Source organism: Streptomyces sp. NPDC050504 (assembly GCF_044458065.1).
Taxonomy (GTDB): domain Bacteria; phylum Actinomycetota; class Actinomycetes; order Streptomycetales; family Streptomycetaceae; genus Streptomyces.
This window is the reverse complement of sequence record NZ_JBITHO010000004.1, coordinates 600,762-626,299: the sequence shown is the minus strand read 5'-3', so window position 1 is coordinate 626,299 and position 25,538 is coordinate 600,762. Positions and strand designations below refer to the sequence as shown.

The following is a 25,538-nucleotide window of genomic DNA, read 5'->3' as shown; positions in this document are numbered from 1 at the left end:
GCGAGCCCCAGGTCGATGAGGAAGGTTCCGGCGGGGCCCAGGAGGAAGTGGTAGGGCTGCACGTCACCGTGGGTCCAACCCCGTCCGTGCAGGTCGGCCAGTGCGGCGGCACAGGACAGCGCGTCGCCGATGCGGGGGGCCGCCGGTTTTGTCGCGTGCCGGTGGGGCTCCCACAGGGCGTAGAGGGATTCGCCCTCCCGCCACGGCTGCGCACTCGACGTGCCCTTCTCCCACTCGCCGAAGCGGACCTCTTCGGGGATGAGCTGCCGCAGGATCGTGGCTTCGCGAGCGGGGGCGAGGGCAGTCCAGGAATGCGTCCGGGTGGGGTAGCCCAACTTCACCGCGAAGCGGCCGTCGGGAGCCTGTACGTCCCACACGGTGGATCCGTGCCGGTCGACAACGAGCCGCTGGCTCAGGGGTGTTACGGCGCTTCGGACATGGGCGGGGATGTCGAAGGGCCCTTCGTCGGCCATCGGACCGGTCCTCTCGTGGAGAGGGGCCGACCCCTGGTGCGGAAGTCGGCCCCTGCGGATCAGCGCGAGGCTAGCGGTCAGCTGTTGTACGAGCGTCCGTCATCGCCGTCACCGGTCGGCGGGTTCCTGCTGTCCGGCAGCGAGGCCGACGCGGTAGCGGTCGGGGTGGCCCGTGTCGGACCGGGGTGCGCGGCCGAGCCCGCCTCCAGGCGCGGGGCCCCGCCGGGCGGCGGCCTTACTCCGTCCGGCGTACGCGTCCGGCCGCGGCGCGCTTCGTCCGGGCCGTGACGCTCCGGGCGGCCGCCCCGGAGGGCCCCGTGGCCGTCCCGGGCGGCCCCGTGCACGTCCGGGGGGCGTAAAGATGCAGCAACGGAAAGGCGAGGCGATATTGGGCCCTACGTACGACTGAGGACATATGGGAGGAATTCCATGCGTGGAGCCAGGCACGCCAAGTGGGCCGCGTGCGCGGTCGCCGTAGCCCTCGCGGCGACGGCCTGCGGCGGCGGGGACAGCGGCGGCGGGGAGGGGATCGTCAGTTCCTCCTGGGGCGACCCGCAGAACCCCCTGGAGCCCGCGAACACCAACGAGGTGCAGGGCGGCAAGGTCCTCGACATGCTGTTCCGCGGCCTCAAGCGGTACAACCCCAAGACCGGCGCCGCCGAGGACATGCTCGCCGAGAAGATCGAGACGAAGGACGACCAGAACTTCACCGTCACGGTCAAGGACGGCTGGACCTTCTCCAACGGCGAGAAGGTCGGCGCGAAGTCCTTCGTCGACGCCTGGAACTACGCGGCCGACGTCAAGAACGGCCAGAAGAACGCGTACTTCTTCGAGTACATCGACGGCTACGACAAGGTCCACCCCGCCGAGGGCGACCCCAGCGCCAAGACCCTCTCCGGCCTCAAGCTCACCGGGGAGCGCACCTTCACCGTCAAGCTCACCCAGAAGTTCTCCAGCTGGCCGGTCATGCTCGGCTACGCGGCCTTCGCCCCGCTGCCCGAGGCGTTCTTCAAGGACCACAAGGGCTGGCTGTCCAAGCCCGTCGGCAACGGCCCGTACACCATCGACTCGTACGACAAGGGCTCCCAGATGTCCCTGCGCACCTGGGACGGCTACCCGGGCGAGGACAAGGCCCAGAACAAGGGCGTGGACCTGAAGGTCTACACCGACAACAACACCGCGTACACCGCGCTGACCGCGGGCACCCTCGACCTCGTCGACGACGTGCCCGCCGCCCAGCTCAAGAACGTCAAGAACGACCTCGGCGACCGCTACCTGAGCACCCCGGCCGGCATCATCCAGACCCTGTCGTTCCCCTTCTACCGCCCCGAGTGGAACACCCCGGGCGCGGTGAAGGTCCGCAAGGGCCTGTCCATGGCGATCAACCGCCAGCAGATCACCGACACGATCTTCGCCAAGACCCGCACCCCCGCCACCGACTGGACCTCCCCGGTCCTCAAGGAGGAGGGCGGCTACCGGGCCGGGCTGTGCGGCGACGCCTGCGAGTACGACGCGGCCGGGGCCAAGAAGCTGATCACCGAGGGCGGCGGCATCCCCGGCGGCCAGCTGAAGATCTCGTACAACGCCGACACCGGCTCCCACAAGGACTGGGTCGACGCCGTCTGCAACTCCATCAACAACGCGCTCGGCAACGACAAGGCCTGCGTCGGCAACCCCGTCGGCACCTTCGCCGACTACCGCAGCCAGGTCTCCACGCAGAAGATGACCGGCCCCTTCCGGGCGGGCTGGCAGATGGACTACCCGCTCATCCAGAACTTCCTCCAGCCCACGTACTACACCAACGCCTCGTCCAACGACGGCAAGTGGACCAGCAAGGAGTTCGACGACCTGATGGACAAGGCCAACGCCGAGTCCGACACCAAGAAGGCCGTCACCGGCTACCAGCAGGCCGAGAAGGTCGTCGCCGACCAGATGGCCGGCATCCCGCTCTGGTACCAGAACGGCAGCGCGGGCTGGTCCAGCCGGCTGTCGAACGTGGCCCTCAACCCGTTCAGCGTTCCGGTCTACAACGAGATCAAGGTCAACTGACGCCAGGGGCGCGGGCGTCCGGACACCTCCGGGCGCCCGCGCCCCGCTAGCCCCCGGAGCCCTTCATGGGACGGTACGTGATCCGGCGTCTGCTACAGATGATCCCGGTCTTCTTCGGCACGACGCTGCTGATCTTCCTGATGGTGAACGTGATGGGCGACCCCGTCGCGGGCCTCTGCGGCGACCGGCAGTGCGACCCCGCGACGGCGGCCCAGCTCAAGAAGGAGTTCGGCCTCGACAAGTCCGTGTGGCACCAATACCTGACCTACATGGGCAACGTCTTCACCGGTGACTTCGGCACCTCCTTCAACGGACAGCCGGTCACCGAGCTGATGTCCACGGCCTTCCCCGTCACCATCCGCCTCACCCTGGTCGCCATCGTCTTCGAGATCGTCATCGGCATCACGCTCGGCGTGCTCACCGGACTCAAGCGCGGGCGGCCGATCGACACCACCGTGCTGCTGCTGACCCTGGTCGTCATCTCCGTGCCGACCTTCGTCACCGGCCTCGTCGTCCAGCTCTTCCTCGGCGTCAAGTGGGAGGTCATCAAGCCCGCCGTCTCCAACGGCGCCCCCCTGGACGAACTGATCGTGCCCGGCCTCGTCCTCGCCTCGGTCTCCCTGGCGTACGTCACCCGGCTCACCCGCACCTCGGTCGCCGAGAACGCCCGCGCCGACTACGTCCGCACCGCCGTCGCCAAGGGACTGCCCAGGCGCCGGATCATCACCCGGCACCTGCTGCGCAACTCCCTCATCCCGGTGGTCACCTTCATCGGCACCGACATCGGCGCCCTGATGGGCGGCGCCATCGTCACCGAGCGCATCTTCAACATCCACGGCGTCGGCTACCAGCTCTACCAGGGCATCCTCCGTCAGAACACCCAGACCGTGGTCGGCTTCGTGACCATCCTCGTGCTGATCTTCCTGGCGGCGAACCTGATCGTCGACCTCCTCTACGCCGTACTCGACCCGAGGATCCGGTATGCCTGAACCGCAGACACCAGACGACGGCGCCATCGCCGCGACCGGGGCGGGCGCCGCCATGGACCTCGCGACCAGCGAGGCCGAGACGCTCGACAAGGGACCGGGCGCCGGCGGCCAGGGGCCGTCGGACAAGCCCCGCTCGCTCTGGTCGGACGCCTGGCGCGACCTGCGCCGCAACCCGATCTTCATCGTCTCGGGCCTGGTCATCCTCTTCCTGGTCGTCATCTCCATCTGGCCCTCGCTGCTCGCCTCGGGCAACCCGCTCACCTGCGACCTCGGCAAGGCCCAGCGGGGCTCGGAGCCCGGCCACCCGATGGGCTACAACCAGCAGGGCTGCGACGTCTACACCCGGGTCGTGTACGGGGCGCGCGCATCGGTCACCGTCGGCGTCTGCGCCACGGTCGGCGTCGCCCTGCTCGGCTCGGTGCTCGGCGGGCTCGCCGGGTTCTACGGCGGCTTCTGGGACACCCTGCTCTCCCGGATCACCGACATCTTCTTCGGCATCCCGGTCGTCCTTGGCGGCCTGGTGATCCTCTCCGTGATCACCTCCACCACCGTCTGGCCGGTGATCGGCTTCATCATCCTGCTGGGCTGGCCGCAGATCGCCCGCATCGCGCGCGGCTCGGTCATCACCGCCAAACAGAACGACTACGTGCAGGCCGCCCGCGCGCTCGGCGCCTCCGACTCCCGGATGCTGCTGCGCCACGTGGCGCCCAACGCGATCGCCCCGGTCATCGTCGTGGCGACCATCGCGCTCGGCACGTACATCGCGCTGGAGGCGACGCTCTCCTTCCTGGGCGTCGGCCTCAAGCCGCCCGCGGTCTCCTGGGGCATCGACATCTCGTCGGCCGCCCCGTACATCCGCAACGCGCCCCACATGGTGCTCTGGCCCTCCGGCGCGCTGGCGGTCACCGTGCTGGCGTTCATCATGCTCGGCGACGCGGTGCGCGACGCCCTCGACCCCAAGCTCAGGTAGGCGACGCTCATGCTGCTCGAAGTACGCGATCTACAGGTCGAGTTCCGTACGAGAGACGGGGTCGCCAAGGCCGTCAACGGCGTCAACTACTCGGTCGACGCGGGCGAGACGCTGGCCGTGCTCGGCGAGTCCGGCTCCGGCAAGTCGGTGACCGCGCAGGCCGTCATGGGGATCCTCGACGTGCCGCCGGGCCGGATCGCGGGCGGCGAGATCCTCTTCAAGGGCAAGGACCTGCTGAAGCTCAAGGAGGACGAGCGGCGGAAGATCAGGGGCGCCGAGATGGCGATGGTCTTCCAGGACGCGCTCTCCTCGCTGAACCCGGTCCTCAGCGTCGGCGAACAGCTCGGCGAGATGTTCATCGTGCACCGGGGCATGTCCAAGAAGGACGCCAGGGCCAAGGCCGTCGAGCTGATGGACCGGGTCCGCATCCCGGCGGCCAAGGAACGGGTGGGCCAGTACCCGCACCAGTTCTCCGGCGGCATGCGCCAGCGCATCATGATCGCGATGGCGCTCGCCCTGGAGCCGTCCCTGATCATCGCGGACGAGCCGACGACCGCGCTCGACGTGACCGTCCAGGCCCAGGTCATGGACCTGCTCGCGGAGCTCCAGCGCGAACTGAACATGGGCCTGATCCTGATCACCCACGACCTCGGCGTCGTCGCCGACGTCGCGGACAAGATCGCCGTGATGTACGCGGGCCGCATCGTCGAGACCGCCCCCGTCCACGAGATCTACAAGGCCCCCGCCCACCCGTACACCCGCGGGCTCCTCGACTCGATCCCGCGCCTGGACCAGAAGGGCCAGGAGCTGTACGCGATCAAGGGCCTGCCGCCCAACCTGCTCAAGATCCCCGCGGGCTGCGCCTTCAACCCGCGCTGTCCGATGGCCAGGGACGTGTGCCGCACCGACGTCCCGCCGCTCGCGGAAGTGGCCGACGGCCGCCGCAGCGCGTGCCACTTCTGGAAGGAGACGCTCGATGGCTGACTCCGGTGCCGAACCCATCCTTCAGGTGCGGGGCCTGGTCAAGCACTACCCCTTGACCCAGGGCATCCTCTTCAAGAAGCAGGTCGGCGCGGTCAAGGCGGTCGACGGCGTCGACTTCGACCTGGGCGCGGGCGAGACGCTGGGCATCGTCGGCGAGTCGGGCTGCGGCAAGTCCACGGTCGCCAAGATGCTGGTCAACCTGGAGCAGCCCACGGCCGGGGAGATCCGCTACAAGGGCGAGGACATCACCAAGCTGTCGGGCCGCGCGCTCAAGGCCGTCCGCCGCAACATCCAGATGGTCTTCCAGGACCCGTACACCTCGCTGAACCCGCGCATGACGGTCGGCGACATCATCGGGGAGCCGTACGAGATCCACCCCGAGGTCGCCCCGAAGGGCGACCGCCGCCGCAAGGTCCAGGACCTCCTGGACGTGGTCGGCCTGAACCCCGAGTACATCAACCGCTATCCGCACCAGTTCTCCGGCGGTCAGCGCCAGCGCATCGGCATCGCCCGCGGCCTGGCGCTCCAGCCGGAGATCATCGTGGCCGACGAGCCGGTCTCCGCGCTGGACGTCTCGGTGCAGGCGCAGGTGGTGAACCTGCTGGAGAGCCTCCAGAACGAGTTCTCCCTGAGCTACGTCTTCATCGCGCACGACCTCTCGATCGTCCGCCACATCTCGGACCGCGTCGGGGTCATGTACCTGGGCCGGATGGTGGAGATCGGCACCGACGCCCAGATCTACGAGCACCCCACCCACCCGTACACCCAGGCACTGCTCTCCGCGGTCCCGGTCCCCGACCCGCTGGCGCGCGAGCACCGCGAGCGGATCATCCTGACCGGCGACGTCCCCTCCCCGGCGAACCCCCCGTCGGGCTGCCGCTTCCGCACGCGCTGCTGGAAGGCGCAGGCGCGTTGCGAGCAGGAGGTGCCGGAGCTGGCGGTCCCCGCGGAGTTCCGGCTGGCGACGGGCCCGGCCAGACACGACTCGGCGTGCCACTTCGCCGAGGAGAAGCAGGTCGTGCCGGCCGAGTAGGCCGTCAGGCGCGGGGCCGGTCCTGCCGTGCGAACCGGTGCAGCAGGACCGGCAGCCCCACCGCGGCGACGATCCACACCGCGGCCATCAGCCGGTCGCCCTGGCCGGCCACCGGGTGCGCGACCTCGGTGGCGATGCCGGTCGCGCCCGTCGCGAGGGTGAGCCAGCCCAGCACCCGGTCGTGCTTGAACAGTGCCCAGGCCCCGCCCGCCAGGGCGGCGAGCAGCCAGGGGCTGCGGGCCTGCTCCTGGAGCCACTGGGTCCAGAAGTGGCCGTTCAGCTCGGCCAGCAGCGACCAGGGCGCGGCGACGTCGGGGTGCTGGAAGTGGTTCGTGAAGGTGTCCTGGAGGGTCTCCGCGCTGCCGGGCAGGTCGTACGCGGCGCTCAGGAGCCCGATGCCCGCCACGGCGGCCGTCGAGATCGCGGCCACCAGGGCCGTGCCCCGGTGCCGGGCGCCCGCCACGAGGACCAGGCACACCAGCGCGGCGGCGGCGAGCGCGGCGGCGGCGAGGAGCGCGCCGGAGTACTTCATCGCCGTACAGGCCGCCAGCGAACCGGCCAGCAGCAGCGAACCGGCGAGCAGCCGCCGCCGGACCAGCCACCACGCGCCCAGCAGCGCGCCCGTGGTCAGGGCGAGCACGGGCCCCTCGGTCAGCCCGAACCCGCCCCACCAGCCGATCGGGCTGGCGTAGTACACGGCCTGCCCGACCGCCGCGAAGCGCGCGGGCACCCCGGTGCTCCGCAGCAGCGCGAAGACGAGGAGCCCGCCCGCGACGGTGAAGAGCACGGAGACCACCAGCAGCCCCGAGTCGACGCCGACGGCGGCCACGAACGGCACGGCGACGACCGCGAACCCGGGCCTGACCTCGAAGATCCGCTCGTACCTGGGGTGGTCGGGCGCGAGCCCGCCCGCCCACTTCGTACGGCAGGCCCGCGCCCGCTCCGCCGCCGACGGCACCTCGTCCCTGGCCAGCGCGAGCGGATCGAGCTGGACGCGGCGGACCTCGTACCCGGCCTGGTCGCGGCAGTACGCGGCGAGCGCCTTCCGGTGGGCCTGCTCGGGGGAGTCCCCCAGCAGCTCCAGCGAGGCGCGCGCGTAGCGGTAGGTGTCGTTGGCGGGGAGCAGCGAGGGCTTCCCGGCGATCTGGAGGAGTACGTAGGCGACGGCGACCAGGACGGGCAGCACCCACCAGCGGGCGGGCGCGCGCCGCGCGCGGGACGCCCCGGCGCGAACGGGCCGGTCCCCGTCCGAGGGCGGGGCGGCGGGCAGCAGGGTGGTCACGGGGCGGGGCCTTTCTGGGCGTGCCGCCGCGACCGGGACGGCTGCGGGCGCGGCGGGGGAGGTGTGCTCCCGTCAGTATCGCCGCGCTGGCATATGCCAAGGACACTGGCGCCCGCCCGCTCCGCCCACCCCGCCTATTCCGTCCCCTCCGCCGCCCGCAGCGCCGGATCCAGGATCACCTGGGTGTCGCGTTCCGTCGTCGGCTCCTCCGGGTGGTGGCACGCCGTGAGGTGGCCCTCCGCGTTCCCGTCGAGGCGCACCAGCGGCGGCTCCCGGCTCGCGCACAGCTCCGTCGCCTTCCAGCAGCGCGTGCGGAAGCGGCAGCCGCTCGGCGGGTCCACCGGGGACGGGACGTCGCCCGCCAGCCGGATGCGCTCGCGGCCCTCCGTGTCCTCCGCCGCGCCCAGCGTCGCCTCGGGGACCGCCGAGAGCAGCGCGTGCGTGTACGGGTGGCGCGGGCGGCGGTAGATCGCGTCGCGCTCGCCGACCTCCACGATCTTGCCGAGGTACATCACCGCGACGCGCTGCGAGAAGTGCCGCACCACCGCCAGGTCGTGCGCGATGAAGACGAACGCGATGCCCAGCTCCCGCTGGAGCTCCTGGAGCAGGTTGACCACCTGCGCCTGGATGGAGACGTCCAGCGCCGAGACCGGCTCGTCCGCCACGATCAGGCGGGGGGACAGGGACAACGCGCGCGCCACGCCGATGCGTTGGCGCTGGCCGCCGCTGAACTCGTGCGGGAAGCGGTTGTAGTGCTCGGGGTTGAGGCCGACGGTCTCCAGGAGTTCGCGGACCCGTGCCTCGCGTCCGCCCTTCGGGTCGATCCCGTTGATCTCCATCGGGGCCGAGATGATCTTGCCGACCGTCTGGCGGGGGTTCAGCGAGGAGTAGGGGTCCTGGAAGATCATCTGGATCTCGGAGCGGACCGGCGCCAGCTCCTTGCGCCCCGCGTGCGTGATGTCCCGCCCCGCGTACGTGATCTTCCCCGCCGTCGGCTCGGCCAGCCGCGTCAGCAGCCTGCCCGTCGTCGACTTCCCGCACCCCGACTCGCCCACCAGCCCGAAGCTCTCGCCCTCCCGCACCACCAGGTCGACGCCGTCCACCGCCTGCACCGCGCCCACCCGCCGCCGGAACGGAAAGCCGCCCATCACGGGGAAGTGCTTGGTCAGCCCGCTGGCCTCCAGCAACACCTCGCTCATGCTCCGCACTCCCTCATCCCAGCCTCGGCCTGATCCGCTCGTCGAAGAGCGTCCGCTTCTGCTCCGCGCTCAGGTGGCACGCCGCCGACCGCCCCTCCGCCAGCACCGGCCGCTCGCTCGCGCACCGGTCCCCGCCCACCTCCGACACGAACGCGCACCGGGGGTGGAACGGGCAGCCGGGCGGCGGCGCCAGCAGGCTCGGCGGAGCGCCCGGGATCGGCGCCAGCGGCACCGCCACGTCCGACTCCAGGCGCGGCATGGAGGCCAGCAGCCCCCAGGTGTACGGATGCCGGGGCTCGCGCAGCACGTCCCGCACCGTGCCCCGCTCCACCGCCCGCCCCGCGTACATCACCAGCAGGTCGTCGGCCGTGTTGGCGACCACCCCCAGGTCGTGCGTGATCAGGATGATCGCCGAGCCGAACTCCTGCTGGAGGTCGTGCAGCAGGTCCAGGATCTGCGCCTGGACCGTCACGTCCAGCGCCGTCGTCGGCTCGTCCGCGATCAAGAGCCGCGGATCGCACACCAGCGCCATCGCGATCATCGCGCGCTGCCGCATCCCCCCGCTGAACTGGTGCGGATAGTCCTTCGCGCGCAGCGCGGGCTGCGGGATGCCGACCTTCCCCAGCATCGCCACCGCCCGCTCCCACGCCTCCTTGCGGGACGCCCCGGTGTGCTTGCGGTACGGCTCCGAGATCTGTCGGCCCACCGTGTAGTACGGGGAGAGCGCGGTCAGCGAGTCCTGGAAGATCATCGCGACCTTGTTGCCGCGCAGCCGCTCCAGCGTGCGTTCGGTCGCGCCGGTCATCTCCTGCCCGTCCAGCAGGATCTCGCCGCGCGTGTGCGTGGTGCGCGGGTCGTGCAGGCCGAGCACGGACAGGTTCGTCACGGACTTCCCGCTGCCGGACTCGCCGACGATCCCCAGCGTCCGCCCGCGCTCCAGGTCGAAGGAGACCCCGTCGACGGCCCTGACGAGACCGTCCTCGGTGTCGAAGCGCACGTACAGGTCGCGTACGGAGAGGAACGGCCCGGCTCCCGGGTCCCCGGTGGTCGTGGTCATGTCGGTGCCGCCCCCTAGGCCAGCCGCACGCGCGGGTCGATGAATGCGTACAGGGCGTCGACGACGATGTTGGCCAGCACGATCGCCGTACAGCTGACGAGCATCACGCCCATCAGCATCGGCAGGTCCTTGTCGGTGACCGACTGCACCGCGAGCCGCCCGAGCCCGTGCAGCGTGAAGGTGAACTCGGTGATCATCGCGCCGCCGAAGAGCGAGCCGATGTCGATGCCGAGGATCGTGACGATCGGCGCCATCGCCCCGCGCCAGGCGTACCGGAAGAAGACCGTCCGTCTGCTCATCCCCTTCGCCCGCGCCGTGCGCACGTGCTCCTCGCCCAGCTGCTCGACCATCTGGGAGCGCGTCATGCGGCTGTAGTTGGCGACGAAGACGATCGAGATGATCAGCCAGGGCAGCAGCATCCCGGAGAACCACTTCACCGGGTCCTCGGTGATCGGGGTGTACGCGGGCCTGCTGAGGATGCCCGTCGAGTCGACCAGCAGCCACAGCGCGATCGTGCCGACGAAGTAGATCTGCAGGGAGTTGGCGACCAGCGAAAGCGAGGAGAACGTCTTGTCGACGAGCGTGCCGCGGCGCGCCGCCGCGATCATGCCGATGCCGACGCCGACGACGAGGAAGACGACGGCCCCGCCGACCGCGAGCGAGAGCGTCGTCGGATAGCGGTCGACGATGGTCTCCCAGACGAGGTTCTGGTCCTTGAAGGAGTAGCCGAGACAGGGCGCGGGGCAGTCGCCGAGGTCGAAGTCGCGGCCCGCGAAGATCCCGACGAGGTAGTGCCAGTACTGCACGGGCACCGGGTCGTCGAGCCCGAGGTTCCGGTTGATGATCTCGATCGCGGCCGGGTCGCAGTTCTTGCCGCAGGAGAGCATCGCGGGCTGCGAGGGCAGCGCGAAGAAGAGGAAGAAGGTGATGGCGCTGATCAGCAGGATGATGACGCTGGCGCCGAGCGTCCTGCGGACGAGGAATCGGAGCATGCGGCGGGGTTCTCCCGGTCCGGGGTGCCGCCCGCCGGATCCGGCGGGCGGCACCGCTGCTGCACGAAGGGCGGACGCCGGCTACTTCACGAAGACGGACGTCGGATCGGCCGTGCCGTAGACGGAGTGGTACTTCACCCCGCCGAGGCCCGAACCCCAGATCGAGTACTGCTGGTTGTAGAAGATCGGCACCGCGGGGACGTCCTCGGTGAGGATCTTCTCGGAGAGCTTGAACCACTGCGGCGCCGCCTGGTCGACGTCCTGCACCGCGTTGATCCGGTCGATCTCCTTGTTGACCTCGGGGTCGTTGAGCAGCCAGTAGTTCTGCGAGCCGTCGGTGATGAACCGGCCGTCGAACAGGGGCGGTACGACGGTCGAGCCGACCGGCCAGTCCGCGCCCCACGAGGCCCGGTGGATGTCGATCTTCTTGTCGACCTTGGAGATCTCGTCGCGCAGGTTGTCCCCGTCGATCTCCTTCTTCTCCACCTTGAACCCGGCCCGCTCCAGCGCCTGCGTGACCACCACGGAGACCTTCTGGTAGATCTCGTCGTTCTTGTACGCGTAGACCAGCGTGGTGCCGACCGCGTTCGCCTCCTCCAGCAGCTTCTTGGCCTTGGCGATGTCGCCGCCGGGGAACTTCTTCTTGCCGAACGGGTCGGTGTCCTGCCACCCCGCGAGCGAGGGCGACATCAGGTTGCCCGCCACCACGCCGCCGGTCCTGCCGCCGACCTGCGCCAGGATCTGTCCGCTGGGCAGCGCGTACGCGATGGCCTGGCGCACCCGCTTGTCCTTGATCCGCCGCGTGTTGATCGCCATGTAGTCCTCGTACGGCTGGATCTCCTGGAACGTCCGGGACTTGGCGGCCTTGTCGGCGAGCACGGCCTGCGCGGTGTCCGTGGTCACCGCGTTGGAGAAGGACATGGCCGTCTTGTCGGAGCCCCGGTCGGCGAGGATCCGCCGCGTCATGTCGGACTCCTGGATCCCGAAGTCGATCTGGAACTCGTCGACGTACTGGTGGCGGATCGGGTCCGTCTTGGGGTCCCAGTTCTCGTTGCGCACCAGGGAAATCGTTTTGCCGGGCTTGATCTCGGCGAACTTGTAGGGCCCGCTCGCCATCGGCCGGTTGTTGTACTTCACCCCGGTGTCCTTGCCGGGAGCGGCGGGCACGGCACCGATGTTGGGCATCGCCATCGCGTACGGGGCGTCCGGGTGCGGGGCCTTGAAGTGGAAGACCACGGTCTGCGGGTCGGGCGTGTCCAGCACGGACGCGGGCAGGTGCCTGCCCTTGGCGGGGCCGCCCGGCAGCGCCTTGCGGAACTCCTGGCCGGCGCCGGAGAGCCACTGCGGCACGTACATCGGGCCGTCCGACGCCCAGTCGGCGTACAGCCGCTCCACGCTCTGGCGCACGTCGGCCGAGGTGATGGGAGTGCCGTCCTCCCACTTCAGCCCCTTCTTCAGGGTGTACGTCCAGGTCCTGCCGCCGTCCGACGGCTTGCCCGGGTCGGTGGCCAGGTCGCCGACGAGGGTCACCCTGCCCTTGGCGTCGATCTTGTAGCCGGTGAGCGAGCGGTTGTAGAGCAGCGAGTGGGTGAGGGTGTCGGCGTAGTAGATCTCGGCCGGGTCGAGGTAGTTGAAGGCGTCGAGTTGCAGCACGTTGACCGTGCCGCCCTTCTTGGCGCCCGCGAGCTCGGGCGCGGGGCCCGTCGAGTCGGCGGCGTTGCCGATGCTGTAGTTGGCGGCCTTGTTCTTGTCGGGGCCCGTGGCTCCGCTGTCCTTGTCCTTGTCGCCGCCCCCTCCGCCGCTGCTGCACGCGGAGAGCGCCAGGGCCCCCGCGGCCAGGGCGACGACGGCCAGCCGCCCCCGGTTCCCGATTGATGCCGTACGCATGACTGGACACCTGCCTGTTCCGTCGGTGTTTCGCGAACGTGCGGGTCAGGAGCGGGACTTGGGGTCGAAGGCGTCCCGGAGCGAGTCGCCGAGCAGATTGAAGGCGACCACGAAGACCACCATCGCGATGCCCGGGAAGAACATGTAGGTGATGTCGTCCTGGTAGTAGCGGGCGCCGTCCTTGAACATCCGGCCCCAGTCGGGGGTCGGCTCGACGATGCCCACGCCCAGGAAGGAGAGCCCGGCCTCGATCGTCACGAAGGCGGGCAGCATCAGCGTCGACTGGACGAGGATCGGCGTCCACAGGTTCGGCAGCAGCTCCTTGCGGATGATCCGCCAGGGCGAGGCGCCGGAAATCCGGGCCGCCTCGATGAACTCCCGTTCGCGCAGGCTGAGCACCTGCCCGCGCAGCAGCCGCGCGAGCGCCATCCAGCCCAGCGCCCACATCACGATGATCAGCGTGACCACCCGCAGATACGTGGGGGTCTCGCGTTCCGAGCTGACGAAGAGCGCGTACACGACGGGCGTGAAGGCGACGAAGGAGAGCTGGGCGGGGAAAGCCATCAGAAGATCGATGAACCGGCCCAGGAAGTAGTCCGTGCGACCGCCCAGGTATCCGGCGGTCACCCCGACCAGAATTCCGGTGACCACACAGAGCACGGTGGTCACGGTGGCGATCGCCAGCGAGGTCCTTATTCCGTAGATCAATTGCGTGAAGACGTCGCGCCCGAGCGTCGGTTCCAGGCCGAACCAGAATTCCCCGTCGATGCCGCCGTTGGGTTTGACGGGATAGAAGAACTCATTGAGCAGCCCGGGTCTGTCCAGGCCGTAGGTGGTGGTGGGGTTCTTCCCGTACGCCCAGGAGATCACCGGGGCGAGTGCGGCGACCGCGAGGAAGAACAGCACGACACCGGCGGAGACCACTCCGGTTCGATCGCGTTTGAAGCGGCGCCACATCAACTGCCCGGGGGAGCGGCCCGCCAGTTTCTCGGCGTCCTTTCCCGCGGGGTCCGGCACGAGGCCGGGACCGGTGGATGATGCATCAATTCCCGTTGCCGCAGCCTGAGACGGACTGGTCATCGTGGAAAGTCCCCCGCCCGTAGTTGTTCGGGATGAATGGACTGTGTCGACGGCGCTCCGCGCGAGTCAAGAGCCAGGAACGGGAAGGCGGCGGACGCCTGCGCATCTTGAGCGAAGATTGTGCGGATCGTCGTGGTCGCGTGCTTGACCGACGGGCGGACCGGTCGGCATTTCTCGACTTATCCGTATCAATATCGTTAACGTGCGGGCAACTTGATCGACTCGGTACCGATATGCGGACCGGCGGGGCTGGACAGCGTACGGCCGTGCTGGTCGCTCCGCGCCGCCGCCCGGTCGCGATCGGTCACCGCGGGGGTTGTTGAACACGCGTCACGCGGGGAGGATCTGACCCGTGATACTCACACGGGGTGCTCGAACGACCGGATCAATCATCTGTGCGGCACTGGCCGCGATATCGGCGGGCTGGATCGTCCGGGACCTGTCGGAAGTCGACGGACTCGACGAGCTGTTCTGGTTCTGGGCCGGTGACGTACGGCGCATGGAATCGCTCCAGGCACTGCCCGCCACGTCCGTCGTCGAACCGGCCCTCCTGCTCGTGTACCTGGGCGTCGCCGTCGCCGCCGTCCGCTCGACGGTCGCCGCGTCCGCCCTCGTCGCCGCGGGCGCCGTCACCGTCGCGCTGCGGCTGCCGGGCCTCTGGAACATCAGCTCGTCGTGGATGGAGCGCCGGGCGGCGGACGACCTCCGCAGCACCGCGCTGATCTGCGTGTTCGTGATGCTCGCCGGAGGAATCGCGTTGATCGTCACCGGCATGGGCGGACGCAGGCCGGCCTTCGACTCCTACGAGCGGCCGCCGACCCGGCCGAGCCAGGGCGTCGCGGCCCTCGGCCTGCTGCTGCTCGGCGCGCTCGCCCTCGTGCGCGTCGCCTGGGAGGCGTACTCCCTCTACCTCTACGAGGACAGGTACGAGGGGCGCCTGGACTACGGCGACCGCCTCTTCGGCGGCGAGTCCAGCGTCCAGACGCTGCTCCAGCCGCCCTTCGGCTGGGCGACGATCGCACTGGCCGCGCTGTGCGCCGTCGCGGCGGTCGGCAGCGCGCGGCGGGCCTCCTTCTCGCGCCCGCTGGGCATGGTCGCGGCGGTCGTCGTCCTGCTGGACGGCATCGTCTCGGTCTCGCTGTACACGAAGTACGAGGTGTTCGACCACTTCGGGGAGGCCGACACCTCGCTCCAGCTGAGCGTCGCCACCTCGTTCTTCTACGTCGTGGCGGGCGGGCTGCTCCTGCTGGCGCTGGGTCGGCCCGGCGAGGCGCCCTACCAGGGGCCCGGCGGCTACGGCGGCTTCGGCGGTGGGTACGGCGGTGGGTACGGCGCCCCCGGCGGGTACGGCGCTCCCGGCGGATACGGCCCGAGCCCGGGGTACGGCTACCCGCCGCAGGCCCCGCCCGCCCCCGGCTACGGCCCCGGCGGCGGCCACGGGGCCCCGCCGCCGCCCTCCTCGCCGCCGCCGGGCTGGTAGCGGCGAGGCGGACGGCGGACCGTCGGGTCCGTCAGGTCCGTAAGTTCCGTAAGTTCCGTCAGCCCGTCAGGCCCAGCGAGCGCTTGAGGAAGTCGGCCTGGAGCAGGAGCAGGTTCTCCGCGACCTGCTCCTGCGGCGTCATGTGCGTCACCCCCGACAGCGGCAGCACCTCGTGCGCCCGGCCCGCCGCGAGCAGCGCGGAGGAGAGCCGCAGCGTGTGCGCCATGACGACGTTGTCATCGGCGAAGCCGTGGACCAGCATCATCGGCCGGGCGGGCTCCGCCGCCTCCGTCAGCCGCCCGTCCCGCACCAGCGAGCTGCGCGCGTAGACCTCGGGCCGCTCGTCCGGCATGCCGAGGTACCGCTCCGTGTAGTGGGTGTCGTACATCTCCTGGTCGGTGACCGGCGCGCCCACCACCGCTGCGTGGAAGACGTCGGGCCTGCGCAGCGCCGCGAGCCCCGCCAGCCAGCCGCCGAACGACCAGCCCCTGATCGCGACCCGCGACAGGTCCAGCGGGTACCGCTCGGCCAGCGCGCGCAGCGCGTCGACCTGGTCGTCGAGCACCACCGTCAGATCGTCCTTGATCGCCTTCTCCCAGCCGGGGGAGCGGCCCGGGGTGCCCCGGCCGTCCGCGACGACCACCGCGAAGCCCTGGTCCGCGAACCACTGGGAGGTGAGGTGCGGATTGTGCGCGGCCAGCACGCGCTGTCCGTGCGGGCCTCCGTAGGGGTCCATCAGCACGGGGAGCGGGCCGTCCGCCTCCGCGTACCCGCGGGGGAGCAGCACGGCGCACGGAATCCGCCGTGCGCCCCCCTCGGTGAGTTCGAGCCGGGGAGAGATCACCGGGGTCTGGGCGTACGAGGCGACGAGCGCGACCTGCTTGCCCTCGCGCAGCACCCGCACGACCGGACCCGGCCGGTCGGGCGTCGCGGAGGCGAGCACCGTCACCGCTCCCGACCGGACCGCGGAGTGCACGCCCGCTCCTTCCGAAAGGCGTTCCACGCCGAGCTCGTTGACTCGGTACACATGGATTTCGCCGGTCTCCGGAACCACCGCGTCCGCACCCGCGGACGCTTGGATCAAGACATCATTTTCGCCAATGTCGAGGACCGACCGCAGGTGCAACGAGCCTCCGGTGAGGGCCCTGTCGCCCACCGCGAGCACCCTGGCGCCCCCTTCGTCCGCGATGCGGACGAGTTTTCCGTCGGGTGCCCAGGCCGGTACTCCGGGGAAGAGATCGAGCCATACCGGGTCCTCGTCCACATGGACCGTGCGCGTCGCGCCGGTCTCCGTGTCGACCGCGAGGAACAGCTGACTGCGCTGGTCGCGCGCTTGGACCAGCAGCAGCGGCGCCCCGGACGCGGACCAGTGGACCTGGGCGAGATAGGGGTAGCCCTCCCGGTCCCAGTCGACTTCAAGCCGCGATCCGTCGAGCCCGATGAGCACCAGCCGCACCTCGGCGTTTGCCGTACCGGCAGCCGGGTACGCGATCTGCTGCGGCGCCCGGTCCGGGTGCGCCGGATCCGCGATCCACCACCGTTGGACGGGGCTGTCGTCCACCCTGGCGGCCAGCAGCCGATCGGACTCGGGCGACCACCAGAACCCCCGCGAACGCTGCATCTCCTCCGCCGCGATGAACTCCGCGAGCCCGTAGGAGACGTGCTCGTCCTCCGGCTCCGCGAGCGCCCGGTCGCCGTCCCCCGCGCTCGCCCCCGAGGCGTCCACCACCCGCAGCGCACCGCCCGTCACGTACGCCACGTGGCGCCCGTCGGGCGACGGCCTGGGGTCCAGGACCGGCCCGGGAACCAGCAGCTCACGAGCCGTCCCGGCACGCAGCTCCGCCACGTACAGCCGCCCCGAGAGCGCGAACGCGGCCAGCTCGACGGCCGCGTCCACGGCGTAGCCGACCACCCCCGCGGACCCCTCGCGGCTGCGCTCGCGGCGCGCCCGCTCCCGCGCGGAGAGCTCCTCCGCGACCCCGCCGAGGAGCATCCCGGGATCCGCGACGACGCGTTCGACGCCGCCCTCGCCACCCGCCGCGCCGCCCACGAGATCGAGCACCCAGAGGCGGTTCGCCCGGTCCGTGCCGGACGCCGACCTCAGGAAGACCACGCGTTCGCCGTCCGGCGAGACGGTGAACGAGCGGGGAGCACCGAGGGTGTAGCGCTGGGTCCGCGCGAACTGGACCGGGAACGTGAGCTGATGGCTGGAGGTCATGCGTGGAAACCTAGCTCTCGTGCGCCCCTCGTGCTGCCGTGCTCCGATCAATGCGTTCGCACGGATAGTTATGATCCGTAGCGCTCGGTGGGTATGAACCTGCTGGCGTCATGTGCGCTGCCCGAACGACCGACCGTACTGATGGAGGTGAACCGCCGTGGCACTCTCGATTTCGGCGGTGGTGCTGCTGGCGATCATCGTGTTCCTCCTCGTCAAGAAATCAGGGCTGAAGGCAGGACATGCGGTGGTCTGTGCGCTTCTCGGTTTCTATCTGGCCAGCTCGTCCGTGGCGCCGACCATCAGCGAGCTGACGACGAACGTCGCGGGCATGATCGGCGACATCAAGTTCTAGGAACGGGTGCTTCCAGGGCCGGTGCCTCCGGGGCCGGCCCGGTCCGAGTGCTGCCCTGCCCGGTCCGCGCGGGGCGGCCTCGTAGGCTGTCCCCATGACGGACCTCCCCTCCCGTCGTCTGCTCCTGGTGCACGCGCACCCCGACGACGAGTCGATCAACAACGGCGCCACCATGGCCAAGTACGCCGCCGAAGGCGCCCTGGTCACGTTGGTGACCTGCACACTCGGCGAGGAGGGCGAAGTCATCCCGGCGGAGCTCGCGCACCTGGCCCCGGACCGCGAGGACCGGCTCGGCCCGTACCGCACCGGTGAACTTGCCGCCGCGATGAAGGAGCTGGGCGTCACCGACCACCGCTTCCTCGGCGGCCCCGGGCGCTACCGCGACTCCGGGATGATGGGCGCCGAGCAGAACCGCCGGCCGGGCGCCTTCTGGTCGGCGGACGTCGACGAGGCGGCCGCGCACCTCCTGGAGGTGATCCGCGAGGTCCGGCCGCAGGTGCTGGTGACGTACGACCCCGAGGGCGGTTACGGCCACCCCGACCACATCCAGGCGCACCGCGTCGCGACCCGCGCCGCCGAGCTGGCGCGCGAGGCGGGCGCGGGGATCGAGAAGGTCTACTGGAACCGCGTGCCGCGCTCGGTCGCCGAAGAGGGCTTCGCCCGGCTGCGGGCCGCGGGCGGCGCGGGCTTCCCCGGCACCGCGGAGATCGGCGACGTGCCGGGCGTGGTGGACGACGCGGAGATCACCGCGGAGATCGGCGGCGCGGGCGAGGACCCCGCGTACGCGGCGCGCAAGGCCGCGGCGATGGCGGCGCACGCGACCCAGGTGACGGTGGAAGGCCCCTTCTTCGCGCTCTCCAACGAGCTCGGACAACCCCTCTTCGCCACCGAGTACTACCAGTTGGTCCAGGGCGCGTCCGGCGCCGCACCCGGCGAGCGCGAGTACGACCTCTTCGCGGGGACCGCGGGGACTGTGGAGACCGAGGGCCCCGCGCGGGCGGCGGAAGCGGCGGAAGCGACAGAAGGAGACACGGCATGAGCGGCTCCTCCCAGCAGCCCGGCGCGTGGCTGGCGTCGCCGTTCAAGCCCGGCAGGATCGCCGTGTACCTCGTCCTCGCCCTGCTCGGCGCCGTCGTCGGCGCCGCGGGGGCGCTGATCCAGGCGGCCTGGTTCCCCGGCGGGCTGCTGCTCGCGCTGTTCGGCACGGCCGGGCTCTTCTACGCGGGACGCGTCCTCACCGGTACGGGTATGGGCGCCGGAGCCCCCGCGGCGGGCTGGCTCGGCGCGATCGTCCTGCTGCTGAACGGCCGCCCCGAAGGCGACTACGTGTTCGGTGAACTCCTCGGCCTGACCCTGTTCCTGCTGGGCGGTGCGGCGGCCGCTGTGATGTGTGCCACCATGTCGCGGTTGCCGCAACCGGACACCGAACCCGGCCGACTTGGCAAGTGATGTGCCACTTTCCGGTACCGGCCAGGCCCCGTTCGCGGGGGTAGGCGGGGCGCCGCTTCCCATGGCCGCCCGGTGCCCGTCGGTGCCGGACAGTATGGTGGTGCGCGCGCCGAGCCGTCCCCTGGCCTGCGGCATGGGGGAAATACGGGCGGCGGAGCCAATCGGGAGACCTTGCTTTGAGTCGTGAAACTGACAGTTCGTCCTCCGGGCCCCAGGGGCGCGGCGGAGCCGCGTACCCCTCGGGTACCCCGCCGTACGGATCCCGCCAGTATCCGTCTCCGGCGGACGCCGAAGAGGCGGCGGCCGAGCCGCGGCCCGAAGAGCCCAGGACCGAGACGACGCTGACGACGCGCATCCGCATCAACATCCCGGGGTCTCGCCCGATCCCGCCCGTCGTGATGCGCACGCCGGTGGGAGACGCCGACGCGGTGCCCGCCGAGCCCCAGGCGCCCGGCGCCCCGGCGGCCGGGCCCGCGCAGGACCGCGCCGCCGAGCGGCCGCGGAAGAAGGCACAGGGTGCCGCCGCGGGCGCCCAGGCCGCCGGATCCGGCGGCGGGAAGCCCGCGGGCGAGAAGGAGAAGCCGAGCGACTGGTTCGCGCCGCGCAAGAGCGGACCCGCCGCGGGAGCGGGCCAGGGCGAGCAGGACGCGCCCGCGAACGGCTCCGCGCCCGCCGGTGCTCCGCAGGTCCCCGGTCTGCCGTACTTCTCGGACGCGGACCGGCCCGCGGGCGCCCCGGGCGCCGCCGGGGTCGACACCCGGCCGCCGCTCCCCGAGCGCCCCGTCGGGCCCACCACGGGACCCGCGGCCGGCACGTCCGCGCTGTCCCCGAGGTCCGGCGACTTCGGCCCGGCGGGCGCGGGCGGCACCAACGGGGCCGGCACGAGCATGGACGGCTTCGCGGCGGGCGCCCCCCGCAAGACGGCCCAGGCGCAGGCCCAGGCCCCCCAGTCGCAGGGCTACGCCCCGGCGCCGTACGACACCGACACCGGCGCGCACGACACCGGCACCCACGGCGTGGGCGCCCACGGGCCGGGCGGCCACGGCACGGGCGGCCACGACACCGGCAGTCACAACATCGGCAGCCACGGCACCGGCAGTCACGACACGGGCGGCCACGACACCGGCAGTCACAACATCGGCAGCCACGGCACCGGCAGCCACGACACGGGCAGTCACGACACGGGCGGCTTCCACACCCCCGCGGGCGGCTTCCCGCTGACCAGCACCCCGCCCGCCGGGACCCCGGCGGCCACCGTCCCGCGCCTGTCGGACGACACCGCCGTACTGACCCCGCAGCGCCTCGTCCCCGACGCGGGCGGCGCTCCCGGCTCCCACGTCTCGGGCGCGACGCTCACCAGCGGCGTCCCGGTGGCCCAGCCGACCGGCCCCGACCTCACGCCCCGGCTGCCCGACGCCCCGCACGGCCCCGGCTCCCCGGCCGGCCCGCCCGCGCCCCCGGCGCAGGCCAAGCCCGCCTCCCCGGCACCGGCCCGGAAGAAGAAGGGCCGCTCCAAGATCGCCCTGCTCGGCGTGGGCGTCTTCGTCATCGCGGGCGGCGCGTACGGCGCCGGACTCCTGCTCAACCACTCCGACGTCCCCAAGGGCACCACGGTGCTCGGCGTGGACATCGGCGGCAGCACCCGCGACGAGGCCGTCAACAAGCTGGACACGGCCCTCGGCAAGCGCGCCTCCGCGCCCATCCAGCTGACCGTGGGCGGCAAGAAGGAACAGCTCTCGCCGGACAAGGCGGGGCTGAAGTTCGACGCGCTGGAGACGGTCAGGGCGGCGGCGGGCAGCGACTACAACCCCGTCTCGGTCATCGGCTCGCTGTTCGGCGGCGCGCGCGAGGCCGACCCGGTCATCCCGGTCGACGAGGAGAAGCTGGGCGTCGCGCTCACGGACCTCGCGGGCGCGTCGGGCTCCGCGACCGAGGGCACGATCAAGTTCGAGCCGAACAAGGTCGTCGCCGTGCCCGGCAAGGCGGGCAAGGCGCTCGACGTCCAGCGCTCGATGCAGGCGGTCAAGGACGCGTACCGGGCGCAGGTCGAGACCGGCAGGCAGACGCCGGTCGAGCTGCCCGTCGGGTCCAAGCAGCCCACGATCGGCCAGGCCGAGCTGGACCGCGCGATGAAGGAGTTCGCGGAGCCCGCGATGTCCGACGTCGTGTACATCAACGCGGGCGGCAAGCAGATCAAGTTGGGCCCCGGGCGCTCCTTCCCGAAGATCCTCTCCATGAAGCCGGTGAACGGGCGGCTGGTGGAGTCCTACGACAAGAAGGCGATCGAAGAGCTGTGCGGCAGCACGTTCGACGGGGTCTTCGTCGCGGGGGACGGGGGCAAGCGGAAGCTCGGGCCCGACGACGTGGTCAAGGCGTTGAAGAAGGCCGTACGGGGCAAGACCCCCGCGGACCGAACGGTGACCATCGAGACGGCGTAGCCCTCCGGAGGGTGGGGCCCCGGGCACCGGGCCCCACCCCGCGCCGTCGCGCACCGGCCCCATGACACCTGTCATCCCCAAGCCCCGCCCCCCGACACTGCCCGGCTCCCCGCCCCCTCCGACAAGCTGGTTCCCATGAGCCCAGCAGTCGTCAGCTTCCAGAACGTGAACAAGCGCTACGGCGCCGTTCGAGCCGTGGCCGACCTCACCCTCACCCTCGCCCCCGGCGAGACCGTGGCGCTGCTCGGTCCCAACGGGGCCGGGAAGTCCTCCACGCTCGACCTCCTCCTCGGGCTGCGCCCCGCCGACTCCGGCACGGTCAGCCTCTTCGGCACCACCCCGCAGCAGGCCATGGCGGAGGGCCGGGTCGGGGCGATGCTCCAGAGCGGCGGGCTGATGGAGGAGGTGCGGGTCCGCGAGCTCGTAGGGCTCGCGTGCGACCTGCACCCCAACCCGTACCCCCTGGGACAGGTCCTCGCCCGCGCCGGGATCACGGACATCGCCGACCGCATGGTCAACAAGCTCTCCGGCGGCCAGGAGCAACGCGTCCGCTTCGCACTCGCGACGGCGGGCGCGAACGACCTGATCGTGCTCGACGAGCCGACGACCGGCATGGACGTCACGTCCCGCCAGACGTTCTGGGCGACCATGCGCGACCAGGCCGACCAGGGCCGTACCGTCCTCTTCGCCACGCACTACCTGGAGGAGGCGGACGCGATCGCGGACCGCGTCCTGGTGCTCCACAGGGGCAGGCTCCTCGCCGACGGAACGGCCGCCGAGATCAAGGCGCGGGCCGGGGCCCGCCGCATCTCCTTCGCGCTGGAGACGGAGATCGACGCCGTCACCGCGACGGCCCTGCACGCCCTCCCGCACGCGTCCTCGGTGGACGTCTCGCCGCACGCCGGTACGGTCCGCATCCAGTCGCACGACGCCGACGCGACCGTCCACGCGCTCTACGCGCTCGGCCTCTACCCCCGCGACCTCGAAGTCGCGGGCCTCGGCCTTGAGCAGGCGTTCGTCGCCATCACCACGGCCGAAGAGGCCAGGACCGGCCAGGAGACCAGGACCGCCGAGGAGGCCAGGACCGCATGAAGACGCTGACCAAGCTGGAGATCCTCCGCACCCTGCGGAACAAGAAGTTCATGTTCTTCTCGGTGCTCTACCCCTCGATGATCTACCTCCTCTTCTCCACCACCCAGGACACCGACGCCGACGTCCCCGGCACCACCCTCACCGTCCAGGCGTTCCTGATGGTCTCGATGGCCTCCTTCGGCGCGCTGACCGCCGTCCTCATGGGCCAGAGCGAGCGCATCGCCAAGGAGCGGGAGAAGGGCTGGGTGCGCCAGCTGCGGCTCACCGCGCTGCCCGGCAGGGGCTACGTCCTGGCGAAGATCGCCAGCGCGGCCGTGGTCACGCTGCCCTGCATCGTCGTCGTCTTCGCGGTCGCCGCCCTGTTCAAGGGCGTACGGCTGGACGCCTGGCAGTGGCTCGCGCTGACCGGCGCCATCTGGGCCGGCAGCCTGGTCTTCGCCGCGCTGGGCGTCGCCATCGGCTACCTCACGAGCGGCGACGCGGTCCGCCCCGTCACAATGATCATCTACTTCGGGCTCTCCATCCTCGGCGGCCTGTGGATGCCGTCGGGCACCTTCCCGCGGTGGCTCCAGGACATCGCCGAGTGGCTGCCCACCCACGCGTACGCCGCCATCGGCCAGGCCATCGAGATGGGCCGCGCCCCCGGCGGCCAGGACGTCGCGATCCTGGTCGGGTACTTCGCGCTCTTCTGCGCCGCGGCCGCCTGGCTCTACCGAAAGGACACCCTGAAGGCATGACCACGGCGATCGGCAGGCCCCCGGAGAACCGCCGCCAGGCGCTCGTCAAGTTCGCCTGGATCGGCATCTGGCTGGCCTTCATGGGCGCGCCGGTCTCCGACCTGCTGGGCGACGAGCACAGTAGGTGGGCCGACGCACTGGGCGCACTCGGGCTCGTCGTCTTCGTCGCCGTCTACTTCGGCCTGGTCTTCCGGCACACCGCCCGCCCCCTGCCCCGCACGCGCGTCGCCGCCGTCCTCGGCGTGCTCCTCGCGCTCGCGCTGGCCCTCTCCCTCACCCTGGGCCCGCCCTGGCTGGTCCTCTTCGTGTACGTCTCCGTCTCCATCGGCGCGACCCTGCCGATGAGCGCCGCTCGCTGGCTGATCCCGGCGGTCACGGCGACCATGGTGGGCGTCGCGCTCACCCACGAGAGCCCGCGCGAGATGATCACGGCCCTGGTGGTGCCCGCGCTGCTCGGCGGCTTCGCGATGAGCGGGGTGCGCCAACTGGTGCGCACGACGATCGAGTTGCGCGAGGCACGGGCGACCGTGGCCCAGCTCGCCGCCAACGAGGAGCGGCTGCGCCTCGCCCGCGACCTGCACGACCTGCTGGGCCACTCGCTCTCGCTGATCACGCTCAAGAGCGAGCTGGCGGGTCGGATGCTGCCCGACAGCCCCGAGCAGGCGGCCCGCCAGGTCGCCGACATCGAACAGGTCAGCCGCCAGGCGCTGATCGACGTGCGCGAGGCGGTCACCGGCTACCGCCGCCCCACGCTCCCCGGCGAACTGGCCGGCGCGCGCACCGCGCTGGCGGCGGCGGGCATCACGGGCAGCGTCCCCGACTGCCCCTACGACGACGTCCCCGAAGAGCGGGAGGCGGTCCTGGCCTGGGCCCTGCGCGAAGCGGTCACCAACGTCGTGCGCCACAGCGGCGCGCGCGGCTGCACGGTCGCGCTCGCCCGCTGCGAGACGCTGAATGGGCCCGTGCTGGAACTCGTCGTCCGCGACGACGGCAGGGGCGCGTCCGCCCCGCCGGGCAACGGCCTGACCGGGCTCGCCGAGCGGGTCGGCGCGGTGGGCGGCACCGTCGAGACGGGGCCGGGCGCGGGCAGGGGGCAGGACAAGGGCTTCGTACTGACCGTGCGGGTCCCGCTTAAGGTGACCGGGTGAACCGAGAGAACCGTGTGAGGATCCTCCTCGCCGAGGACCAGTCGATGGTGCGCGAGGCCCTGGCCGCGCTGCTCGGCCTGGAGCCCGACATGGAGGTCGTCGCGCAAGTGGCGCGCGGCGACGAGGTGCTGGCGGCGGCGCACGCGAGCGACGGACTCGACGTGGCGCTGCTGGACATCGAGATGCCCGGCATGACCGGCATCGAGGCCGCCGCGCAACTCGCCCGCGAGGTGCCCGCGTTGAAGGTGGTGGTCCTCACCACCTTCGGCCGCCCCGGCTACCTGCGGGCCGCGATGGAGGCGGGAGCGGCGGCCTTCCTGGTGAAGGACGCCCCGGCGGCCCAACTCGCCGACGCCGTGCGCAAGGTGCTCGCCGGGGAGCGCGTCATCGACCCGACCCTGGCGGCGGCGGCCCTCGCGGACGGCGCGAACCCGCTGACCGACCGCGAACGCGACGTGCTGCGCGCGGCGGCGGACGGCTCCACGAACGCGGAGGTCGCGGCGGAACTCCACCTCTCGCACGGCACGGTCCGCAACTACCTCTCGACGGCGATCCAGAAACTGGCGGCGCGCAACCGCGCGGAGGCGGTGCGGATCGCCCGCGAGAAGGGGTGGCTGTAGGGAGGGGCG

General features: G+C 71.4%; 21 protein-coding genes. 14 read left to right on the top strand and 7 right to left on the bottom strand.

Features of this window, described 5'->3' with window-relative positions:
- Nucleotides 1-902: 902 nt before the first annotated feature.
- The 5 genes from ACIBNE_RS18095 to ACIBNE_RS18075 all read left to right on the top strand — a co-directional run bounded on the left by ACIBNE_RS18095 (nucleotide 903) and on the right by ACIBNE_RS18075 (nucleotide 6,498).
- Nucleotides 903-2,522: an ABC transporter substrate-binding protein gene (locus tag ACIBNE_RS18095; protein ID WP_399272550.1), complete on the top strand. Its 1,620-nt coding sequence runs from the start codon at nucleotides 903-905 to the stop codon at nucleotides 2,520-2,522.
- Nucleotides 2,523-2,587: 65 nt separating this feature from the next.
- Nucleotides 2,588-3,511 (top strand): ABC transporter permease, encoded by a 924-nt coding sequence (locus ACIBNE_RS18090; RefSeq protein WP_399272549.1) that lies wholly within the window; start codon nucleotides 2,588-2,590, stop codon nucleotides 3,509-3,511.
- Nucleotides 3,504-4,481, top strand: coding sequence for an ABC transporter permease (locus tag ACIBNE_RS18085; protein ID WP_399272547.1), 978 nt, complete (start codon nucleotides 3,504-3,506; stop codon nucleotides 4,479-4,481). The genes ACIBNE_RS18090 and ACIBNE_RS18085 overlap by 8 nt, the downstream gene beginning before the upstream one ends.
- Nucleotides 4,482-4,490: 9 nt before the next feature.
- Nucleotides 4,491-5,465 (top strand): ABC transporter ATP-binding protein, encoded by a 975-nt coding sequence (locus ACIBNE_RS18080; protein WP_399272545.1) that lies wholly within the window; start codon nucleotides 4,491-4,493, stop codon nucleotides 5,463-5,465.
- The gene (locus ACIBNE_RS18075) at nucleotides 5,458-6,498 is read left to right on the top strand and encodes an ABC transporter ATP-binding protein (RefSeq protein WP_399272543.1); all 1,041 of its coding nucleotides are present in this window, start codon (nucleotides 5,458-5,460) and stop codon (nucleotides 6,496-6,498) included. Before ACIBNE_RS18080 ends, ACIBNE_RS18075 begins: the two co-directional genes overlap by 8 nt.
- Nucleotides 6,499-6,502: 4 nt before the next feature.
- Here the strand turns inward: ACIBNE_RS18075 and ACIBNE_RS18070 are convergent, their stop codons facing one another.
- The 6 genes from ACIBNE_RS18070 to ACIBNE_RS18045 all read right to left on the bottom strand — a co-directional run bounded on the left by ACIBNE_RS18070 (nucleotide 6,503) and on the right by ACIBNE_RS18045 (nucleotide 13,995).
- Nucleotides 6,503-7,780, bottom strand: coding sequence for a hypothetical protein (locus tag ACIBNE_RS18070; protein WP_399272541.1), 1,278 nt, complete (start codon nucleotides 7,778-7,780; stop codon nucleotides 6,503-6,505).
- Between the two features lie 134 nt (nucleotides 7,781-7,914).
- Nucleotides 7,915-8,979, bottom strand: coding sequence for an ABC transporter ATP-binding protein (locus ACIBNE_RS18065; RefSeq protein WP_399272539.1), 1,065 nt, complete (start codon nucleotides 8,977-8,979; stop codon nucleotides 7,915-7,917).
- Nucleotides 8,980-8,992: 13 nt separating this feature from the next.
- Nucleotides 8,993-10,036, bottom strand: coding sequence for an ABC transporter ATP-binding protein (locus ACIBNE_RS18060; protein WP_399272537.1), 1,044 nt, complete (start codon nucleotides 10,034-10,036; stop codon nucleotides 8,993-8,995).
- Between the two features lie 14 nt (nucleotides 10,037-10,050).
- Nucleotides 10,051-11,028: an ABC transporter permease gene (locus ACIBNE_RS18055; RefSeq protein ID WP_399272536.1), complete on the bottom strand. Its 978-nt coding sequence runs from the start codon at nucleotides 11,026-11,028 to the stop codon at nucleotides 10,051-10,053.
- 81 nt (nucleotides 11,029-11,109) lie between these two features.
- Nucleotides 11,110-12,915: an ABC transporter substrate-binding protein gene (locus tag ACIBNE_RS18050; protein ID WP_399272534.1), complete on the bottom strand. Its 1,806-nt coding sequence runs from the start codon at nucleotides 12,913-12,915 to the stop codon at nucleotides 11,110-11,112.
- 45 nt (nucleotides 12,916-12,960) lie between these two features.
- The gene (locus ACIBNE_RS18045) at nucleotides 12,961-13,995 is read right to left on the bottom strand and encodes an ABC transporter permease (protein WP_399272532.1); all 1,035 of its coding nucleotides are present in this window, start codon (nucleotides 13,993-13,995) and stop codon (nucleotides 12,961-12,963) included.
- Nucleotides 13,996-14,347: 352 nt separating this feature from the next.
- Between ACIBNE_RS18045 and ACIBNE_RS18040 the strand changes: the two genes are divergently transcribed.
- The gene (locus tag ACIBNE_RS18040) at nucleotides 14,348-15,475 is read left to right on the top strand and encodes a hypothetical protein (protein WP_399272530.1); all 1,128 of its coding nucleotides are present in this window, start codon (nucleotides 14,348-14,350) and stop codon (nucleotides 15,473-15,475) included.
- A gap of 58 nt (nucleotides 15,476-15,533) precedes the next feature.
- Here the strand turns inward: ACIBNE_RS18040 and ACIBNE_RS18035 are convergent, their stop codons facing one another.
- Nucleotides 15,534-17,693 (bottom strand): prolyl oligopeptidase family serine peptidase, encoded by a 2,160-nt coding sequence (locus tag ACIBNE_RS18035; RefSeq protein ID WP_399272528.1) that lies wholly within the window; start codon nucleotides 17,691-17,693, stop codon nucleotides 15,534-15,536.
- 157 nt (nucleotides 17,694-17,850) lie between these two features.
- Here ACIBNE_RS18035 and ACIBNE_RS18030 point away from each other — a divergent pair, with 157 nt between their 5' ends.
- The 8 genes from ACIBNE_RS18030 (at nucleotide 17,851) to ACIBNE_RS17995 (ending at nucleotide 25,529) form a co-directional block, all read left to right on the top strand.
- Complete coding sequence (locus ACIBNE_RS18030; protein ID WP_399272527.1) at nucleotides 17,851-18,045, top strand: hypothetical protein; 195 nt, start codon at nucleotides 17,851-17,853, stop codon at nucleotides 18,043-18,045.
- A 94-nt stretch (nucleotides 18,046-18,139) separates the two neighbouring features.
- Complete coding sequence (gene mshB, locus ACIBNE_RS18025) at nucleotides 18,140-19,084, top strand: N-acetyl-1-D-myo-inositol-2-amino-2-deoxy-alpha-D-glucopyranoside deacetylase (protein ID WP_399272525.1); 945 nt, start codon at nucleotides 18,140-18,142, stop codon at nucleotides 19,082-19,084.
- Nucleotides 19,081-19,494 (top strand): DUF6113 family protein, encoded by a 414-nt coding sequence (locus ACIBNE_RS18020; protein WP_399272523.1) that lies wholly within the window; start codon nucleotides 19,081-19,083, stop codon nucleotides 19,492-19,494. The genes mshB and ACIBNE_RS18020 overlap by 4 nt, the downstream gene beginning before the upstream one ends.
- A 176-nt stretch (nucleotides 19,495-19,670) precedes the next feature.
- Nucleotides 19,671-21,932, top strand: a complete 2,262-nt coding sequence (locus tag ACIBNE_RS18015) for a hypothetical protein (RefSeq protein ID WP_399272521.1) — start codon at nucleotides 19,671-19,673, stop codon at nucleotides 21,930-21,932.
- Nucleotides 21,933-22,067: 135 nt separating this feature from the next.
- A complete protein-coding gene (locus tag ACIBNE_RS18010) occupies nucleotides 22,068-23,024 on the top strand; it encodes an ABC transporter ATP-binding protein (RefSeq protein WP_399272519.1) in 957 nt (318 codons plus the stop codon).
- Complete coding sequence (locus ACIBNE_RS18005; protein ID WP_399272518.1) at nucleotides 23,021-23,761, top strand: ABC transporter permease; 741 nt, start codon at nucleotides 23,021-23,023, stop codon at nucleotides 23,759-23,761. The genes ACIBNE_RS18010 and ACIBNE_RS18005 overlap by 4 nt, the downstream gene beginning before the upstream one ends.
- Nucleotides 23,758-24,909, top strand: coding sequence for a sensor histidine kinase (locus ACIBNE_RS18000; protein WP_399272516.1), 1,152 nt, complete (start codon nucleotides 23,758-23,760; stop codon nucleotides 24,907-24,909). The genes ACIBNE_RS18005 and ACIBNE_RS18000 overlap by 4 nt, the downstream gene beginning before the upstream one ends.
- A complete protein-coding gene (locus tag ACIBNE_RS17995; protein ID WP_399272513.1) occupies nucleotides 24,906-25,529 on the top strand; it encodes a DNA-binding response regulator in 624 nt (207 codons plus the stop codon). Before ACIBNE_RS18000 ends, ACIBNE_RS17995 begins: the two co-directional genes overlap by 4 nt.
- Nucleotides 25,530-25,538: the final 9 nt, after the last annotated feature.